The sequence below is a fragment of the Streptococcus sp. HMSC073A12 genome, assembly GCF_001812815.1.
In the GTDB taxonomy this organism is placed as follows: Bacteria; Bacillota; Bacilli; order Lactobacillales; family Streptococcaceae; genus Streptococcus; species Streptococcus vaginalis.
Genome location: NZ_KV810530.1, coordinates 146,757 through 165,585 on the forward strand (window position 1 = coordinate 146,757; position 18,829 = coordinate 165,585).

Sequence of the window (18,829 nt, forward strand, 5' to 3'; positions counted from 1 at the left end):
AGAACAATTTTTAATGATAAGCTAAAGCTTTTTTGAAGCTCTTCCAAATGCCAATATCATCCGTCTGCAAAATCAAACTGGAGTAAATCCGACCGATATAAACTGTCATTCCTAAGGTAAAGACAAAGGAAATGGTAAATGAAATCCAAGCTTCTAGCCCATTTGCATAACCGTTAATCGCACGGAAGGGCATAAAGAAGGTCGAAATAAACGGAATATAAGAACCAACTTTCAACAAGATCGTGTCACCAGCATTTCCAAGAGCCGTCACTCCAAAAAATCCAAGGAGAATCAGCATCACAACAGGCTGAACAGCTTTCCCAACGTCTTCAATTCTCGTCACCATTGATCCTAAAAAGGCAGATAAGACCACAAACATAAAGACACTCAAGGTGATGAAAGCAATAGTATTAAAGGAAATTGCTTCTCCCAAATGCTTCATCAGATTTGGATTGGCATCTAAGAATTCTTTTACAAAAGAAATCTGGTCTGAAAAAGCAAGCAACAGCACTGCACCGATTACATAAATGCTGACATGGGTCAAGATAACTGCAAAAATCCCTGCCATTCGACCATAGAAATATTCAGAAGCCTTGATACTGGAGAAAATAACCTCCATAATCTTGGTTCCTTTTTCGCTTGCAATTTCTTGAGCAGTTGAGCTTGTGTAAACAATGAGAATCATATAAAGTACAAGACCAATTGCTGTTGCGACAATCGTTTGAGTTGCCTTCTTCGCTTCTTTCTTCTCATCAATTTCTTCTTTGAAATCAATAGCTCTTGAAAGTAGCTTCACTTGATTAGCTGATAAATTAGCTTGGCTAATATTTGCAACCTGTTGCAATTGTAGTAATTTCTGTGAAATTGCTGCCTTTGTAGTGCCATTCATCCCTGTATCAGCAACATAGGTTGCTTTAATTTGACCGCTTGCTTCTGATAGCAGCAAATACCCCTCGACATCACCGTCTTTTATAGCTTTCTTGGCTGCTGCTTCATCTTTATAATCGAAGTCCAGATTCTTGCTATCTTTTAAAACTTCCTTGATTTGTGCATTGTCTGTTACAACTGCAATACGGCTAGAATTGCTACTTGACATGGAAGAAAGATACCCAACTCCAAAACTAAGACCAATAAAGATGAAAGGAGAAAGAACCATGAAGACAAAACTCCATGACTTGACATGACGAAGATAAGTCTCTTTGATCACAATTAACGTCTGTTTCATACTTCCACCCCTGATTCTAACTTAAAGATTTCATCAATTGTTGGAGCTTGTTGGTCAAAAGTTGCAATATATTGTCCTTTAGTCAGCAAGTCAAACAAGTCCTTCCCAGCTGTTTCGTCATCTAATATCAATCGCCATGTTCCTTGATTGGTCAGACTGGCTCTGCTTACGTGAGGAAGCGCCTCTAATTCAGCTTGAGAAAGCGGACTAGATACAAAGAGTCGTGTTTTCCCATAGCGATTACGAACTTCTTGTACACTACCATCCAAAATGACTTTACCATCACGAAGCATGATGATCTTATCACATAATTCTTCCACATTTGTCATGACATGATCAGAAAAGATAATGGTCGCTCCGCGCTCTTTTTCTTCAATAATAACTTGCTTTAAAATCTCCGTATTAACTGGGTCAAGACCGCTGAAAGGCTCGTCTAAGATAATCAAATTTGGCTCATGTAAAAGTGTAATAATCAGCTGCACTTTCTGCTGATTTCCTTTTGACAAGCTCTTGATTTTATCAGTCAATTTTCCTTTAACTTGCAATCGTTCCATCCACTGAGGCAATTTTTCTCTCACAACTGCACTTGATACACCTTTTAAATTCGCCAAATAACGCACCTGCTCATAGACAGTCAACTTAGGCATCAAACTTCGTTCTTCTGGTAAATAGCCAATTTCCCGATAAGTATCTTGAGAAATAGCTTTGCCCTCAAAAGAAATCCTACCGCTGTATTCTAAAAAACGCAGAATGCTGTGGAAAATCGTTGTTTTCCCAGCACCGTTTTTCCCAATCAGACCAAGGATTTGTCCTGATTCAGCTTTGAAATCAACACCAAATAGAACTTGTTTTTGCCCAAAACTTTTTTCTAAATTTTGAATTTCAAGCATCCTAAACCTCCTAAAATTCTAAACTCACTATATGTATATATACAATCTCTATATTTAATAGTATAATCTTTTGAAAGCGTATTTTCAAGTTTTTGTGTAAAATTTTCTTATTTTTTTACAACAAAAAGAGAGTCATCAATAGCTACCATTTATAGATTGACTGTCTCTCACTCTCTTACCTTGATTCTATTTGCGCTTTACTAAGCCTTAAAAGCATCCACTAATACTTGAAATTCTTCATTGGAAAGTGTAATCCCTTTCCCCATTTTTGTATGGTCAGGGCTCCAACTACGAATATCGTATTTGGCTGGCGCACCATTGAAGCTCACACGATTCAGCTCTTTCGTCCAGCCTTTATCATTTTCTGATAACACCAATAACTTTTCTTCTATCTCAAATTTGAATTCTGACATTTTTGTCTCCTTTTTCTTCTTTCTTGATTTATTCGTAAAAAATTTACTTTTTTAGCGAGTTTGTTATATAATATATTGTAACAAGTTATGGAGAATTTAGCTATGAAAAAATTTCTCGAAATGATTTTAGAGCGAGCAAGTGAATTTATCAATTACAAAAAGGATACACAAGAGATAGAGGAAGACAACGCCAATATTTTGCAGACGATTGAAACAGCTTTGCAAAAAAAATCAGGTGTGCATGTCATTTTTTCAGATAAAAGTTTTACGGGTGATATTGTCAAATATGACAAAGAGCGCCAGCAATTGATTGTCAAAAACTTCCAGAAAAGTATGTCAACGATTATTCGTATTTCAGATATTAAGCGGATTCGTCTGGTTCCCAACACTATCAGAGAAGCGCAAAAAAGAAATTCCAACCTCAGCTAGGAGATTGGAATTTTTTTATTCAAATAAGCTGTAATAATCCGCAATCGTCATGTTCGCTTTCTCTTCTTGATGTAAGTCTTGGATAATTTGTCCGTCTTTCATGACAATCAAGCGATTTCCGTATTTAAGAGCATCCTCCATATGGTGAGTAATCATAAGAGCAGTTAGTTGGTCACGATTCACAAATTCATCTGTCAGACTCATCAATGCCACACTTGTTTTAGGGTCAAGCGCTGCTGTATGTTCATCCAAAAGCAACAGCTCAGGGCGTTTGAGAGTCGCCATTAAAAGACTCAAAGCCTGTCTTTGCCCACCCGAGAGAAATTCAATCGGCGTATCTAAATGTTTTTCTAAACCATTGCCGATTTTGTCTATCGTCTCCTGAAATTCTTTGCGATAATGGCTCAGACGGCGTGGCACTAGACGGCGTTTTTCACCACGAAATTTAGCAATCAATAGGTTTTCTGCCACCGTCATGCGCGGAGCCGTTCCCATCTTTGGGTCTTGAAAGACGCGTGACAGATACTTAGCCCGTTTTTCTGGTGAATAACTGGTCACATTTTCACCTAGAATATAAATGCTGCCACTCGTCAATGGTAATGTTCCTGCAATGACATTGAAAAGCGTGGATTTCCCTGCCCCATTTCCGCCTAAAATCGTAATGAAGTCATGCTCAAAAATATCCAGTGAAACATCATTTAAAATAACTTTTTCTTCCTCAATACCTATGTTGACAATTTTTGTCGCGTTTTTTAATTCTACAATTGCTGTCATTTGCTTAACTTGACTCCTTTAAAGAATTTATTTTTGAAAGTCGGAATCATGAGACAAATTGCCAAGATAACCGCACTATAAAGGCGAAGATAGCTGGTATTAAAGCCAAGCGCAATCACGCCCCAAATCAGGAATTGATAGAAAATAGAACCGACAACAATCGTCAATAGGCGTTCTGCCAATGTCAGGCTGGTAAAAAGCACCTCTCCGATAATGAGACTAGCAAGCCCCACAACAATGACACCAATTCCACGCGATACATCCGCATAACCTTCTTGCTGGGCAATAAGGGCGCCAGCTAAGGCAATGACACCATTAGACAGCACCAGACCCATTAACTCCATTCGTCCTGTGTGAATGCCAAAACTACTTGCCATATCCGGATTATCTCCTGTGGCAATATAAGCTTGACCCAATTTTGTATCTAAGAAAAAGAGCAATGCTGCAATTACCAAGCTAACAAAAATCAATCCTGTCAGAAGATTGTTTAATTCGCCAGAAAACGGTAGAAAGTCCTGAATTTGCTTCGTTCCAAGAAGTCCAAGATTAGCCCGCCCCATTAACATAAGCATAATAGAATGGCAGGAAGTCATGACCAAAATCCCTGAAAGGAGAGTAGGAATTTTCCCCTTAGTATAGAGAAGCCCTGTTACCATGCCTGCCAGACAGCCAGCTAGAATGGCAGCAGCAGTTGCTAGAAAAGGATTGATTCCCTTACTAATCAGCGTAACTGCTACTGCTCCGCCCAATGGAAAAGAGCCCTCTGTTGTCATATCAGGGAAGTTTAAAATGCGGAAAGTCATAAAAATCCCCAAGCCTAAAATAGCCCAAACAAGTCCTTGTGAGACAATTGAAAGTATCATACTGTTGTCCTAACTTTTAAAATATCGTTTCTTATAATCGGATTACTCAATGACTTGTCCTGCTTTTTTCAGAACATCATCTGGAATTGTTATTCCTAACTGAGCAACCACTTTTTTGTTCACAACTGATTTGCCAGTAGCAAAGATTTCAACAGCTGTGTCTGCTGGTTTAGCGCCCTTCAAAATTTTCGCCGTCATTTTTCCAGTCGCCACTCCAAGATCTTTTTGATCGACAACCACTGAACCCAGACCACCTTCTTCTACCATAGCGGTCGCACTTGGATAGATAGGTTTTTTAGCCGTTTGATTGCTGGAAACGACTGTTGAAAAAGCCGAAGCAATGGTGTTGTCAATTGGAATCCAAATGGCATCTACCTTTCCTGTCATCACATTCATGGTTGAAGCAATCTCATTGGTAGAAGGTACAGAATAAGGAAGCACTTTATAGCCTGCTTTTTCAGCCAAAGCTGTAAATTCTTCTACCTGCGTTTTTGAATTGTCTTCACTGCTTGAATAAAGGACGCCGATTGTTTTCACATTCGGTGTTAATTGTTTGATGAGCTCCAATTGCTGTTGAGCTGGGTTGTGGTCAGACACACCTGTAATGTTGCCTCCCGGCTTTTTCAAATCCTTTACTAAATTCGCCCCAACTGGATCGGTCACTGCTCCCATGACGATTGGCTTGTCTTTCGTTGCACTAGCCAAACCTTGAGCAGCAGGCGTTGCGATTCCAATCAGCACGTCATTGCCATTGGCAACTAATTGCTTGCTCATCGTTGCCACTTTACTTTGGTCACCTTCTGCATTCATAAAGTCAATTTTGATCTTCTTGCCTTTATAACCTTCTTGCGCCAATCCTTCTTGAATCCCTTTATAAATCAAATCAAGTGACAGATGACTGACATATTGCAGCACACCAACTTTTACTGTTTTGGTTGTATTGTTTGTCTTCGGTGCTTTCTCGCCATTTACACTAGAATAAATAATGCCTCCGACAACTAATACCACTAAAAGAGCAATCATTCCCATTAACCGTTTATTTTTCATATCTGTTATCCATTTCATATTTTTCTATTTTTTATTCGAGTAAAAGCCAGAGTCGCCATCGTTTAAACATATTTTTCCTCCATTTAAGGGAAATGAAACAATAAAAGAAAAACCCACACACAGTTCATCTTGTGTGAGGGCGTAAATCGCGGTGCCACCTCAATTATGGGAAAAATAATAGACTTCTCCCACATCTCTATCTTGTCTAACAACAAGTTGCACTGTAAGGTGTGCTCACCGAATTTTTATCGTTTCAAATTCAACTTCTATCCATTAGCCCAATTTCATAAAACGCTGCTACTTGTTTTCACCAACCACAAGCTCTCTGCCAACAACTATTTTATTACTTTTCTAATTTGATATTATTTTAGATGTTTCTGAAACAAAAGTCAAGTATTTTGTCAAACTTTTCTGACAATAATTTTCCAACCTTTTCTTGCTATTTTTTGTTATAATTTTCTTTAGTATCATTCAAGGAGAGAAAAACATGTCCTTTGACGGATTTTTTTTACACCACATGACAGAGGAATTGCGGCAAGAGTTGCTATATGGTCGTATTCAAAAAATCAACCAACCTTTTGAGCAGGAATTAGTGCTGCAAATCCGCAGCAATCGGCAAAATCACAAATTACTCTTATCCGCTCACCCTGTTTTTAGTCGCATTCAACTAACCCGTACCGCCTTTGAAAATCCAGCAGTGCCCACCACATTTATCATGGTTATGCGAAAATATCTACAAGGCGCTACAATTGAAAACATTTCACAAATCGAGAATGATCGAATTTTAGAAATTTCTGTCTCCAATAAAAATGAAATTGGAGATAACGTGGCAGCAACTCTTATCATCGAAATCATGGGCAAGCACAGCAATATCATCCTAATGGATAAGGCAAGCGGCAATATTATTGAAGCTATTAAACATGTCGGCTTTTCTCAAAATAGTTACCGTACGATTCTGCCTGGTTCAAGCTATGTCACTCCACCTCAAACAGATAATCGCAATCCGTTTACGATTTCTGATGAAAAATTATTTGAAATTTTGCATACAGAGGATTTGTCGGCCCGTTCTTTACAAAACTTATTTCAAGGATTGGGGCGCGATACAGCAGCCGAACTCAGCCAGCGCTTAACAAGTGATAAGTTAAAAATCTTCCGCGCCTTCTTCGCTAGCTTCACTCAGGGTACCCTGACTAGCAAGTCATTTACCCCCATTCTCTTTGAGGATAGTCAAAAAGAATTTCCTAGTTTATCACAATTGTTAGATGCTTTCTATCAAGACAAGGCGGAACGCGACCGTGTTAATCAGCAAGCCAGTGAACTGATTCATCGAGTGGAGAATGAATTAGAAAAAAATCGCAAGAAATTAAAAAAACAAGAGCAGGAATTAGTCGCGACTGAAAATGCGGAGGAATTTCGCCAAAAAGGAGAGCTCCTCACTACTTTTTTGCACCAAGTTCCAAACAATCAAGACCAAGTAGAACTGGACAATTACTACACAAGCGAGAAAATTACTATTGTGTTGGATAAAGCTTTGACCCCTAACCAAAATGCTCAGCGCTATTTTAAGAAATACCAAAAGCTGAAAGAAGCGGTCAAGCATTTAACGGGACTGATTGAAGAAACTAAAGAAACCATTCAATATTTGGAGAGTGTAGAAACAGCTTTGTCACAAGCTAATCTCACAGAAATTACAGAAATCCGAGAAGAATTGATTCAGACAGGCTTTATTCGTCGACGTCAGCGTGAAAAAATCCAAAAACGGAAAAAACCAGAGAAATATTTGTCTACTGATGGACAGACAGTTATTCTGGTTGGACGAAACAATCTGCAAAATGATGAGTTGACCTTTAAAATGGCGAAAAAAGAGGAACTCTGGTTTCATGCCAAGGATATTCCCGGCAGTCACGTGGTCATCACAGGCAATCTGCAACCAAGTGATGAGGTCAAGACAGATGCTGCGGAATTGGCGGCATACTTTTCTAAGGCGAGATTGTCCAATCTCGTTCAGGTGGATATGATTGAAGTCAAAAAACTTAACAAGCCAACAGGTGGTAAACCTGGTTTTGTAACCTACACGGGGCAAAAGACCCTACGCGTTACTCCTGATGAAGCCAAAATTAAATCCATGAAGATGTAAGGTGTCTACTAACTGGCACCTTTTTCTGACGACTCTTCGTACGTCCGAACCTCGGATGAAGCAAACTAATTCTCAGGCAGGCTGTCCGAACCTCGAACGAAGTGAACCACTTTTCTGGCAGGCTGTCCGACCCTAGGATGAAGTGAATCAGTTCTCAGGTAAACTATCTGACCCTCGGACGGAGTGAACCAGTTCTTAGGCAAACTATCTGACCCTCGGACGGAGTGAAGCACTTTTCTGACAATCTATCCGACCCTCAGACGGAGTGAACCAGTTCTTAGATAGGTCGTCGACGTGGGCGGCAGTTTAAACTAATTCCCATTCTCTCCGTCGACCGGGACGACAGACTAAAACAAGTCTTATTCTCTCCGTCGACCGGGGCGACAGACCTAAAAAAGGTTGGAAACTGAATTCCAACCTTTGTATTCTATTTCAGACTATTTAAGGTGTATGTAAGTCTCTTAAACCTACCCCGCCGCCTTTTATTCAGATTTCTCAATATCTTCTTTTAGCTCCGCCACATTCAATTTGGCAGCGAGAAAATCTTGGTCTTGAACCGGAAAACGCTGCTCCAATGCTGCAATCGTTCCGATTTCAACCTCTCCATTTTTCATGACAAAATCCATAACATGTCCGCCAAATTGGTGGTCATCAGATAGAAAATGAAGATGAAAACCAGCTACGCTGACACCGTGAAACAGCTCTGGCGTCCAAAAGCCAACGATTGTTCCCGAAATGTGTTCTACCTGGTACTCAGGCTGATGAGCTGCGATTTCTGCGAACTTCTTTCCCGGAGAGGTTTTTGGAGCCATGCGCACATGCATGCTGCTAAATTCACCATGAATCTTAATTGAGTGAAAAAGATTTTCCCCGACATAGCTAGCTTCTATGCGCTTCTTCAACGCTTCATCAGTCAGCTCAACGTCCTGACGAAAACACGCTTCTGCTCGGTGAAAAGCCACTGCAGCATAAGGAACCGTCCTATCTGTTGAAACTTCTATCACTTCAGGACTTGCTCCTATCCCCTTGGCTTGATAGGCCTTGCCGTCAAGCACAATCAGCTCTCCGTCAATAGAGTCTAAAGTACCAATCCCTAAATCGCCATGTTGAAGCAATTCTTCAATCGTCATCGTCCCCTTGTAAAGCCCCGCCATCAAAGCCCCCAAAGTATTATAGTGAAATAATGTTACAAGCTTTTCCATTTCTCCTCCTAGGCAATTTTTACTATCTTTCCTTGAAAAAAGCAGGTCTCACATCCAGCCTTTTACTTTCTAATACTGAACTACACATCAACCGTACAAGAAAATGAGAAATTGAACTCTCTTGAAATAGTCTTGAGCCCTTCCCAGTTTCAATTTAATAAAACTCATCTGGTAAAATCGTTTCTCCTAGTGTACTGCTGTCCTTGTAATCCACTGGCACATCAATGATAACCGGTCCATTTTCCTTTAAGGCTTTTTGGAGCAACTGTGTTAATTCTGCTGGAGATGTTGCTCGGAATCCTTTCGCACCAAAACTCTCTGCATATTTAACAAAATCAACAGGCCCAAAGTCCACTCCAGATGAACGACCATATTTCATTTCTTCTTGAAATTCCACCATATTATAATGACCGTCGTTCCAAATAAGATGAACAATTGGCAATTGCAGGCGAACCGCTGTCTCTAGCTCTTGGGCCGAAAAGAGAAAACCACCATCTCCAGATACAGAAATAATTTTTGTATTGGGACGAACCAAGGCTGCCGAAATCGCCCAAGGCAATGCTACTCCTAACGTTTGCATCCCATTTGAAAAAAGCAGATGCCTTGGTTCATAGCTCTTGAAATAACGTGCCATCCAAATATAATGCGTACCCACATCGACAGTAACTGTCATATCGTCTGTCGTATTTTCCTGCAAGACTTCGACAATATCCAGCGGGTGTAGGCGACCTTTTTCAGCTTGGCTGCGGTCAAATTTCACATCACCGTCCATTTTATCTCGCAGCACTTGCAGATATTCCCGCGAGCCTTCTGGTAATTGATAGCCGTTAATCGCTGGCAGCAATAAATCCAAAGTATTTGCAATATCTCCGATCAGCTCCCGCTCCGGTTGGAAGTAAGTATCAATCTCTGCTGGCTCTACGTCAATCACAATGACGCGGGCAGAAATTTCAGCATTCCAGTTGCGTGCTTCATACTCAATCGGATCATAGCCGATAGCGATGACTAGGTCAGATTTTTTTAGAAGCATGTCACCCGGCTGATTGCGAAACAGTCCGACACGTCCAAAGAACGTAGCTTCTTCCAATTCACGAGACACAATCCCAGCCCCTTGGAATGTTTCCACAACAGGCAACTGTACTTGCTCCAATAACTGACGAATAGAAGCCGTCACTTTGGCACTTGAAGCGCCATTTCCTAAGAGAAGAACCGGTAACACAGCATTTTTAATCGCTTGCGCTAGATAGTTAATGTCTGCCACAGAACTAGAACCCAGCTGCGGATCCGTCAGCGGTTTAATTGCTTTCACTTGTACCTGACTATCCACCACATCCTGTGGAATGGAAATGAAACTTGCCCCCGGCATTCCTGACTTGGCATGACGATACGCATTGGCAATGATTTCTGACAGAGTATTGCCGTCTTGCACTTCGACTGAATACTTAGTAATCGGCTTAAATAGTGCAGCATTGTCCATAGACTGGTGAGCGCGTTTTAGAAGGTCAGAGCGTTTGACCTGACCAGCCAAAGCCAGCACTGGGTCGCCCTCTGCGGTCGCCGTAACCAAGCCCGTTGCTAAGTTTGAAGCACCTGGTCCACTCGTTGCAATCACGACACCCGGCTCTCCTGTAATCCGCCCAATTCCTTGCGCCATAAAAGCAGCATTTTGTTCATGACGAGCAACGATAAGTTGTGGGCCTTTGTCCTCTAAGGTATCAAATACACGGTCAATCTTTGCACCGGGAATTCCAAATACATAATCCACCTTGTGATTGATTAAACTATCCACAATCAAATCCGCACCAAATTTTTCAGTCATTTTCTTCATCCTTCCTGAATATCACGCTCATCATTATATCATAATTCCCATGCGTCTTATAGGATTGTGCTTGTTACTCTTTTTACAAACTATTGTACAATTCCTGCATCTCCACATCATCTGGAACCAAGTGAAGATAATGCTCTGCTTGGTGTTTTGCTTCTTCAAAATCTCCCATTTCACGAAGTAGATAAATATATTGCTCTAAAAATTCTGGATTTTCCTTTAAATCCGAGAGCAACAGTCGATATCGCTCCAAAGCTGCTGTTGTCTGTTCCAAAGCCTGATAGGCACGCGCAATATTCCACTTAGTCAGTACATTGTCTATGTCTTGCTCCTCAAATTTCAAAACTTCATCAAAACGCTCTTGCTCTAAGTAAAGATTAGACAAACGCAATGCAATTTCTTCCAAGTCTTCCGCATTATCTTTTGCTTTCAAAAGGTAATCTTCTGCCTTTCGCTCATCGTGCAACTCATAAGAAAGCTGCGAAGCTAGCAACAAAAGACGTGTATCAAATGGATTTTTCGACAAGCCCTGCTGCGTAAGGCGTAATGCTTCTTCTGTCTGATGTTCTGCATGAAGCGACAAAGCATAACCATACTCATAACCTTCAAATTCCGGCGAAATCGTATCAATTTGCTTAAAGTATAGATTAGCTTTTTGATATTCTTTCTGGTCATACAAAATAGTCGCTAATTCAAAGGCTACAGCATCATCGTATTCAATCTCTAAAGATTTTTCCAAAAACTCAATCGCCACTTCAAATTTTCCCAAACTTGCATAGGAAACACCAATCCGCTGATAAGTAGAAACACCCGTCTGCTCATAAATCATGCGATTGTCTAAGCTAGCGTATTCCTTAATGGCTTGATTGAAATTTCCCAATTCAAAATCTATTTCAGCCATGCCAAAAGTCACTAACGGTTCATCAGATAATTGCTTTGCCTCGGCTAATTTTTCCCTTGCAACATCTGGCAAGCCTTCCATTTGATAGAGATCAGCTTTGACCAAGAGTGCTGTCACATACCAGTCACTATCAGAAGTAATTTCTTCCAGATAAGCAAACGCTTCTTCCACTTGCCCGTCTTCACTAGCAATCTGCGCCAAACTGATGTAGGCTTCTGGATAATGAGGAGCTAATGTTTCATAAATTCGCTTCGCTTGAGGGAAAAAGCCGATACTTTCTAAGTAGTCGGCTAATTCAAGTAATTCTTCCTCTGTATCATTTGTTAGAGCTCTTTCAAAATATTTATTGGCATGCGCCAAATCCTGCTTTTGCAAAGAAGCGACCATTTTCTTACTGTTGTTCAATTTCTTCTCCTGTTTCATCTACCAATTCTTCTTCATACAAGCCGCTGACTTTCTTATACCAATTAAAAATAGCAGCAATCACAACTTTTGCAGACGCATAAACGGGAATTCCCAGTAAAACGCCCCAGATACCAAACATAGATCCCGCTGTCAAAAGGACAAAAAGAACATTGATTGGATGAATGTTCAATTGGCTACCGAGAATTAATGGCGACACAAACCGCCCTTCAATCGTTTGCTCTACAATAAAGACCACAATGACTTTCAAGAGCATAATTGGTCCAGCAATTAACCCCAGAACAAGAGCCGGCAGCATAGCTAGAAAACTTCCCAAATAAGGAATCAAATTTAAAATCCCTGCCGTCACCCCAAGTGTCACTGCATAGCGAAGCCCGATTACTTTAAAGAAAATGATGAACATTATCGCTACGATAATAGCTACAGTTACTTGCCCACGAACGTAATTGGCAAGCTGCGTATTGACATCTGTCAAAATTTGTCCGACTGGTTCACGAAACTTAGTTGGCATGAATTTTGTCAAATAAGATTTTAAGTTTTTTCCATCTCGCAAAAGATAAAAAAGGATAAAAGGCATGATGATAATGGCTACAATCACTTGCGAAGCCGTACTAATCAATGTGCTTACCCAATTCACTGCTTTCGATGAAAAATTACTTGCCCAAGTCGTCACTTGAACTGAAAAATTATTCACAATCTCTTCTAATTGAGGCTTGACATCATCAGAAATTCGATTTTCCAAAAAATCCTGAATTATTTTATTCAACTTTTGCAAATTAGCTGGTAAATTCTTGGCAAAGCTAACTATCTGATGCTGCAAACTTGGAATTGCCACAGCCAATCCCCAAATCAAGAGCAAAGCAATTAAGATAAAGACAATCGTAATCGCGACCAAACGATTGATCTTATGTTTCTCCATAAAATCTACAATTGGATTTAAGAGATAATACAAAAGCCCTGCTAAAATCACCGGCAGCATGATAACTCCGATAAATTCTAGAACAGGAATAAAAATAAAACTAATTTTGCTTAATACAAAAATATTCAACCCCAACAATAAGGTCACCAAAAAAACAGTGATTGCCTTATTGTCTAAAAACCACCGAAAAAACCATGATAGGCTGAAATCCTTCTTTTTGTGTTCCATACAGACATCCTTTTCTTTATTTATCTCATTGTAGCATTTTTCACTAAAAAATTCTTGAAGAAAGGGTAGTCCTTTATGAATTTCCTTCTTGCGCCCGAGTCAAACACAAAAAGCGGTCATCCATTCAATTCATGAACGGATTCCCACTTTTAGCTTTCTTTATCTGAGAAAAAAATTGTAAATCGCATTCGTTTGTCATCAACAGCTTCAAAGCGATAGCGCAAATGATGATTTTCCAAAATCTGTTGCACGATAAAGAGTCCCAGACCTGTTCCACCATCTTTGCGGTTACGACTGTAATCCGGACGATAAAATGGCTGAAATATTTGCTGGATTTGCTGTTCATCCAACACATGTTCTGCATCATTTTCAATGATTAACTGACTGTCTTTAATCATTAAAAGAATCTCTCCGCCGGCTAAGGTATAATGGAAAGCATTATCTAGTAAATTTTTAATAGCTTTCAGCAAATAAGTCTTGTTCCCATGCACTTGAAGCTCTTCTAACTGTACAGTAAATTGGTAGCCTTTCACATCAGCTAACATTTTATAGCTGCTCAAGTTTTCCTCCAAGAGCTGATTAAGTGAAAAGTCCTCTTCTTCAGCTTCTATTCGCATTTCAATCTTAGAAATTGCCAAGATAGACTGTACAAGTTTTGATTGCTCTTCCAAAATTTCACGACATTTATGCAGATATTTATCTTTATCTTTGAAGTCACCAACACCGTAAATCATACCATCCACAATTCCCATCATGCTGGTAATCGGCGTTTTCAGCTCATGAGAAGTCATCCGTAGAAATTCTGCTTTCTCACGTTCACTTTCAGCAACTTTCTCATTTTCCAATCGCAGCGCTTCAATACTTGTCAAAAGATTGTTATACAGACTGTTAATATCTTGAGCGAGAGTGGAAATTTCATCTCGCCCTTTGACAGGACAAGCCACATCTGGAGAAAGAGTTGCCATTTTTCGCGTGCTCTCTGAAATATCTGTAATGCGTTTGGTTGCAAATCGACTATAAAGAAAAGCCACTATACCCCCTAACGTTAACGAAAAGAATAAGATATAAGGATAAAGACTTAACAACACGTAAGTAGCATCCGATATTGGTTGGAGCGAATATTCCCCACGTAAGGTCAATGTGGTCCCTTCTGCCGTTCTTATCTTCTTGCTCATACTTTTAGTTTGATTATTCAAACTCATGTCAGAAGGTAAAATTGTTAATTGGAATTCTCCCTTTTCATTAGCTAAATCAATATGTGGATAAATAAGTTTTCCTTTCACATCTAATATACTAAACCAGACGCGTGTATTCTTTCGATTGTAGTCACTTAAAAGCTTTCCTATATCATCTGACGGTTTTCCTTGAACTTGCTGAGTAATCTGAAAGAACTCACTTTTAGCTTCTCGATGCTTGACTTGCTCATAATAAACAGGCATCACAAAATAGAGTGTTGTTAAAACCGTTGTCACGACAATAAAAATTATTGTTCCTGTCAAAAGAAAATGCTTTTTAGCAATTCTCACTCTTCTTCTCCTCCAAGTTGATAACCCATACCAGTAATGGTTTTAAGAGGTATTCCAGGAATTTTTTTCCTAATATTTTTTACATGGTTATCCAAAACACGACTATCCAGTTCGCTATAACCCCAAATTGTATTCATCAATTGATCCCGAGTCACCAAATGATTTTTTCTTTTAGCTAAAGCTTGGATAATTTCATATTCTTTTTTAGTAGGAGACATTTTCTCTTCTTGCCAATAAACTGTACAATCGTCAATTGAAACACGTAAGTCTCCAACGACAATCTCTGATTCTGTCACAGTACTCCGGAAAATATTTTCAATGCGTTTCATCAAAATAAGTGGCGAAAATGGTTTGGTAACATAATCACTGATAAGGTGATTAAAGCTGACCAGCTGAGTATATTCATCATCTAGTGCAGTTAACATCATAACTGGTACCTGCGACGTCTTCCGGATTTCCTTCAACACATCCAGACCGCTCATAGAGGGCAACATAACGTCCAAAATGATGAGGTCAAACGATTTTTCCTCAAATTCACGTAAGGCTTCTGCCCCGTCAAAAACTGGTGTCACCTCATAATGATTTTCTTTCAAAAATTCACAAATCACTTGATTAATCGTAGTGTCATCTTCTACTACTAAAATCTTATGCATTTCTTACTCCTTAAAATATAGATATAAAATTAAATGACTGCTAATCAATGTAAAGATTACTTTTATTATACAACAAAATAGTGAACTTACAAAGATTGAACCGTGATGCAGGATAAAAACTTTCTTCCAAAAAACTAAACATTTTTCAGAAGTCAAACAGACAACCATAATTGTTAGCACAACCACCTGCAAATCTATTTTTATTGTATCAAAGTCATCTGTTCCCATCCTATCTCGAATCTATTTTTTATCTATTTTTTCATCATAAAACTGACAGCGGCTTTCATTTGTGAAAACCATTTCATCTATTTTTGTGTTATAATAAAAGTATCAAATATTTCGAGGTGAATAATGACACAAACAGTTTATTTTGGAACTTATACACGTCGTAGCTCAGAAGGGATTTACAAAGCTGATTTTGATACTAGCACAGGAGAACTGGCAAATTTAACACTTATTGCAAAAGAGCCAAATCCTACTTATTTAGCTTTTGACAAGCAACAGAACCTATATTCTGTCGGAACTGAACACGGTGAGGGAGGCATTGCAGCCTTTAATAAAGCGGGACAGTTACTCAATCACGTTGTGGCCGAAGGTGCTCCTCTATGCTATGTGAGTGTAGATGAAGCAAGAAGCCTTGTCTACGGGGCAAACTACCATAAAGGACAAGTATTAGTTTATAGACGACAAGAAAATGGTAGCCTTAAATTAGTTGATTCTGATGTTCATATCGGCTACGGTCCTCATGAAAACCAAGCTGCTGCTCATGTGCATTTTGCAGATTTAACACCCGATAAGTATCTGGTTACGTGTGATTTAGGAACTGATGAAGTTGTGACATATGAAATTAGTGATTATGGACGCCTAAATCGATTAGAGACTTATCATGCGACACCCGGCGCTGGCCCACGTCATATTGTGTTCCACCCTCACTACAAAATTGCTTATCTTATTTGTGAATTAAACTCTACTATTGAAGTTTTAATTTACGATGGTGACGGTCAGTTTGAACGCCTGCAAACCATCTCCACTTTACCAGAAGACTTTTCAGAATTTAATGGAACAGCTGCTATTCGCTTATCTGCTGACGGTCGCTTCCTTTATGGATCTAACCGTGGACACAATTCAATTGCAGTTTACAAAGTAGCAGGAGACGGAACGCTTGAACTTGTAGAATTCGTACCAACTAATGGAAAAAATCCACGTGATTTTAATATTACACCAGATCAACAGTATATTATCGCAGCTCATCAAGACTCAGACAATGCGACTGTCTTCAAACGTGACCCAGAAACAGGAAAATTAACAGAATTATCACATGACTTCTTTGTTCCAGAAGGTGTTTGTGTTGCTTTTACTCATTAATCGGCTCTTCTTAAGAGACTAATCCCAATCGCCTATGGTTGGGATTTTTTGTTGTCTTATATGTCATCTTCCCAGATTCTATTCGTTTGCAAGTAATTGCATTAAGGAGCACGACTGTCTACTTTAGTCTCCAATTTTACACCGAACATCATGATACTGACGAAAAGAACATAATAAAAAGAGGCAAGGGAATAAAACCTTGTCTCTTTATTGTTTTAGTTTAAAATCGGATATTTTCTCGTGTTTTTTCATACGATGTAACAAAACGATTGGTTACACCGGGTTCTACTACATCCAATGCTTGCGAGATCTCCTCAAACGATGCTTGATAATCAAAGTCATTTTCAAAAATCTCTAGTGCACGGTTGAAAGCAGTTTGAACTCCCTCATCAAATGAACGGTAGCGATTTGAATATTGTAACAATTGCTCTGTCAAAGTAGCATTTTCAACAATCCGATAAGTCTCATTTTCCAGTTCATTCATATCATTTGTCAAAATCTCTAGCATACGGTTTACTGATTCGATATTGACACGATATTGTTCCAATTCTGCTACTAAAGCTTCTGTGTTATCACTTGCAGTAAAGAAAGTGGTCAGGAAGCTCCGTGGAATACCCGGCAAATTGCGTTTTTCCATATAACGCTTAATCGTGTGCAATTTGTTTATATAAATAGTAACTTTTTGTCGAGCATTGGCATCATCTTTTTCAATTTTAGCCAATTTTTCACTCAGTACTAATTGTTCATCTTCAATTTCTTTGACTCGTTTTTGAATGGTTTCAAGGTTTTCTTGAAGAACAGAATAAGCCTGTTTTCTTTCTGAAGAATCTTCAATTGCTTCTAAAACAACATCATCCAAGCTAGAAAGTTCACTTTGAAGTCGGCGAACATGATTTGTATCGCTTTCTGTCAAGAGATACAATTTTGAAAGGCGAGCAATCTCTGTCAAAAGATTTTGATTGTTTTCTTTTGTATGACCTAAATAACCTGGTAAACTATTGACTAATTTGACAACTACTTTATGTGACTTGATTTCACGGTTGAACATGTCATATAAAGCATCCATTTCTTCTTGGATTTGCGTATTTTCATATTGCGCATTATCCAATTCCAAACTAGCAATGTTTTCACTGTTGCGTTTCAAACTAGTATGCATCTGTTGGAAGCGAGATTCAATATCAGTTTCAATAAAATGATAACCAGATTCTAGCAATTTGCGATGACCAGATTCCAAATCTTCTAACTGTTCTGGTAACTTTTGATCTAATTCTGATACAAGATCTGGGATTTTTTCAACAATATGTGTCAAAGCAAGGATGTGATCCTCTGTTTTATCCAAAATTTCCGCTGCTTCAACAGGGTCTCCTGATGAATTCAAGGTCACAAATTGAGAGAATTCAGATTGAATTTTTTCTAATTGCTTTTCAATCTCAGGAAGCGCTGATCCATAACTTTCTGTATCATTTGCCACAGACACTTGCAACTTTTCAAATAAATCCAAAGCATGCAAGACACGACCGCTATTTTTAGACTCTTGCTTTTCTAATTCAGCAAGTGCATTGCGAATAGCAGTAATATCTTCTTCAATCAAGTCAATTTGGCTCTCAATTTTATCAATACCATGCTTTGCTTTTAGAAACCGAAACGAATTATTGTAACTTTCCGTTTCAAAAAGGTTGTTTTCAATGTCTGCAAAGGAATTCAGAGAAAGATCAACCCATTTTTGATTCCATTCACGAAAAGCCACTTGACTTTGTCCAATCAAATGCATGTTTTTAACCGCTTCGACTTCATCATTCACAGGAAGATTATAAAGCTCTTCTTTACGATCTTCTAACTTAGCAAGTAAAGCATCATTTCTTTTTCTTAATAAGACAGCAGTTATGTAAGCAACAATCAAGAGAACTGCTATCACTATGATTAGTATGATTAGTCCATTAGACATGTAAAACTCCTTCAAAATATTACTTGAAAATAATCATGATTATTATATCATAATTTTCTTGGTA

16 protein-coding genes and 1 other annotated feature are annotated in these 18,829 nt (G+C 38.9%); of the genes, 3 read left to right on the forward strand and 13 right to left on the reverse strand.

All coding sequences use genetic code 11. The annotated features are described in order from the left end of the window. Window positions 1–10: 10 nt before the first annotated feature. From HMPREF2876_RS03545 to HMPREF2876_RS03555, 3 genes are all read right to left on the reverse strand, one after another. Complete coding sequence (locus HMPREF2876_RS03545) at window positions 11–1,225, reverse strand: ABC transporter permease (RefSeq protein ID WP_070584212.1); 1,215 nt, start codon at window positions 1,223–1,225, stop codon at window positions 11–13. Further along, a complete protein-coding gene (locus HMPREF2876_RS03550; RefSeq protein ID WP_024051910.1) occupies window positions 1,222–2,115 on the reverse strand; it encodes an ABC transporter ATP-binding protein in 894 nt (297 codons plus the stop codon). Before HMPREF2876_RS03550 ends, HMPREF2876_RS03545 begins: the two co-directional genes overlap by 4 nt. Before the next feature lie 200 nt (window positions 2,116–2,315). Beyond that, on the reverse strand, window positions 2,316–2,528 hold the full coding sequence (locus tag HMPREF2876_RS03555; RefSeq protein WP_003025304.1) for a YdbC family protein: 213 nt from the start codon (window positions 2,526–2,528) through the stop codon (window positions 2,316–2,318). 87 nt (window positions 2,529–2,615) lie between these two features. Here HMPREF2876_RS03555 and HMPREF2876_RS03560 point away from each other — a divergent pair, with 87 nt between their 5' ends. Then, window positions 2,616–2,957 carry a hypothetical protein gene (locus tag HMPREF2876_RS03560; protein WP_003028044.1) on the forward strand — a complete coding sequence of 114 codons (342 nt, stop codon included), beginning with the start codon at window positions 2,616–2,618 and terminating at the stop codon, window positions 2,955–2,957. Window positions 2,958–2,972: 15 nt separating this feature from the next. Here the strand turns inward: HMPREF2876_RS03560 and HMPREF2876_RS03565 are convergent, their stop codons facing one another. Genes HMPREF2876_RS03565 through trpX form a run of 3 tightly spaced genes read right to left on the reverse strand, consistent with a single transcriptional unit; the run spans window position 2,973 to window position 5,641 of the window. Then, complete coding sequence (locus tag HMPREF2876_RS03565) at window positions 2,973–3,731, reverse strand: ABC transporter ATP-binding protein (protein WP_070241605.1); 759 nt, start codon at window positions 3,729–3,731, stop codon at window positions 2,973–2,975. Next, entirely contained in the window at window positions 3,728–4,594 is an 867-nt protein-coding gene (locus tag HMPREF2876_RS03570; RefSeq protein ID WP_024051912.1) for an ABC transporter permease, read from the reverse strand. The genes HMPREF2876_RS03565 and HMPREF2876_RS03570 overlap by 4 nt, the downstream gene beginning before the upstream one ends. Before the next feature lie 42 nt (window positions 4,595–4,636). Beyond that, entirely contained in the window at window positions 4,637–5,641 is a 1,005-nt protein-coding gene (gene trpX, locus HMPREF2876_RS03575) for a tryptophan ABC transporter substrate-binding protein (RefSeq protein WP_024051913.1), read from the reverse strand. 132 nt (window positions 5,642–5,773) lie between these two features. Beyond that, window positions 5,774–6,010, reverse strand: a binding site (T-box leader). 118 nt (window positions 6,011–6,128) lie between these two features. On the opposite strand from trpX, the gene fbp62 reads away from it, so the two are divergent. Continuing rightward, a complete protein-coding gene (gene fbp62 / locus HMPREF2876_RS03580; RefSeq protein WP_024051914.1) occupies window positions 6,129–7,778 on the forward strand; it encodes an Rqc2 family fibronectin-binding protein Fbp62 in 1,650 nt (549 codons plus the stop codon). A gap of 482 nt (window positions 7,779–8,260) precedes the next feature. Here the strand turns inward: fbp62 and budA are convergent, their stop codons facing one another. The 6 genes from budA to HMPREF2876_RS03610 all read right to left on the reverse strand — a co-directional run bounded on the left by budA (window position 8,261) and on the right by HMPREF2876_RS03610 (window position 15,455). Further along, a complete protein-coding gene (gene budA, locus HMPREF2876_RS03585) occupies window positions 8,261–8,980 on the reverse strand; it encodes an acetolactate decarboxylase (protein ID WP_003037491.1) in 720 nt (239 codons plus the stop codon). 154 nt (window positions 8,981–9,134) lie between these two features. Then, window positions 9,135–10,799 (reverse strand): acetolactate synthase AlsS, encoded by a 1,665-nt coding sequence (gene alsS / locus HMPREF2876_RS03590; protein ID WP_024051916.1) that lies wholly within the window; start codon window positions 10,797–10,799, stop codon window positions 9,135–9,137. 82 nt (window positions 10,800–10,881) lie between these two features. After that, window positions 10,882–12,111, reverse strand: coding sequence for a tetratricopeptide repeat protein (locus tag HMPREF2876_RS03595; RefSeq protein WP_042754028.1), 1,230 nt, complete (start codon window positions 12,109–12,111; stop codon window positions 10,882–10,884). Then, window positions 12,098–13,276: an AI-2E family transporter gene (locus HMPREF2876_RS03600; protein WP_024051917.1), complete on the reverse strand. Its 1,179-nt coding sequence runs from the start codon at window positions 13,274–13,276 to the stop codon at window positions 12,098–12,100. Before HMPREF2876_RS03600 ends, HMPREF2876_RS03595 begins: the two co-directional genes overlap by 14 nt. Window positions 13,277–13,425: 149 nt before the next feature. Then, window positions 13,426–14,802: a sensor histidine kinase gene (locus tag HMPREF2876_RS03605; protein WP_070584214.1), complete on the reverse strand. Its 1,377-nt coding sequence runs from the start codon at window positions 14,800–14,802 to the stop codon at window positions 13,426–13,428. Further along, window positions 14,799–15,455 carry a response regulator transcription factor gene (locus HMPREF2876_RS03610; protein ID WP_003025323.1) on the reverse strand — a complete coding sequence of 219 codons (657 nt, stop codon included), beginning with the start codon at window positions 15,453–15,455 and terminating at the stop codon, window positions 14,799–14,801. The genes HMPREF2876_RS03605 and HMPREF2876_RS03610 overlap by 4 nt, the downstream gene beginning before the upstream one ends. Before the next feature lie 351 nt (window positions 15,456–15,806). Between HMPREF2876_RS03610 and HMPREF2876_RS03615 the strand changes: the two genes are divergently transcribed. Continuing rightward, on the forward strand, window positions 15,807–16,820 hold the full coding sequence (locus HMPREF2876_RS03615) for a lactonase family protein (protein WP_003039903.1): 1,014 nt from the start codon (window positions 15,807–15,809) through the stop codon (window positions 16,818–16,820). Between the two features lie 220 nt (window positions 16,821–17,040). Here HMPREF2876_RS03615 and ezrA read toward each other — a convergent pair whose 3' ends face one another. Next, window positions 17,041–18,765 (reverse strand): septation ring formation regulator EzrA, encoded by a 1,725-nt coding sequence (gene ezrA / locus HMPREF2876_RS03620; protein ID WP_070241601.1) that lies wholly within the window; start codon window positions 18,763–18,765, stop codon window positions 17,041–17,043. Window positions 18,766–18,829: the final 64 nt, after the last annotated feature.